This is a genomic window from Actinomyces sp. HMSC08A09 (assembly GCF_001807465.1).
GTDB classification, from domain to species: Bacteria; Actinomycetota; Actinomycetes; order Actinomycetales; family Actinomycetaceae; genus Actinomyces; species Actinomyces oris.
Window position 1 is genome coordinate 175,566 of record NZ_KV789133.1, and the last position, 346, is coordinate 175,911.

At 65.9% G+C, this 346-nt stretch carries 1 protein-coding gene; it reads right to left on the reverse strand.

Going from position 1 to position 346, the window contains the following annotated elements; all coding sequences use genetic code 11:
• Positions 1-101: 101 nt before the first annotated feature.
• A complete protein-coding gene (locus HMPREF3165_RS13870) occupies positions 102-293 on the reverse strand; it encodes a hypothetical protein (RefSeq protein ID WP_070512638.1) in 192 nt (63 codons plus the stop codon).
• Between the last annotated feature and the right edge of the window lie 53 nt (positions 294-346).

Genomic DNA, 346 nt, shown 5'->3' on the forward strand with positions numbered 1-346 from the left:
GACCACGGTCAGGTGGGCCTCGATGGCGTCTCGGGTGTGGTGGAAGACGGGGCGGGCCCTCAGGTCGTGCTTGCTCATCGGCGAAGGACTGCCCGGGCGTGCTACAGCTCGTGGTAGGAGGAGACGACCTCACCAGCGTCCATCAGGTGCGAGGGGATGTTGGTGACGTAGCCCTTGAGGCCTACCAGGGACCGGGCTCTGGCGATGGAGGCCTCATCAAGGACCTGATCGCCTTGATGGACGGTGACAAAACGCGTGCCCTTGGGACGCTTCTCACCGGCGACGGATGGCACGGGCGCGGTTGGCCTGAGCTATGAGGGTCTGGTTGTCCCGGGCCGCACGCTTC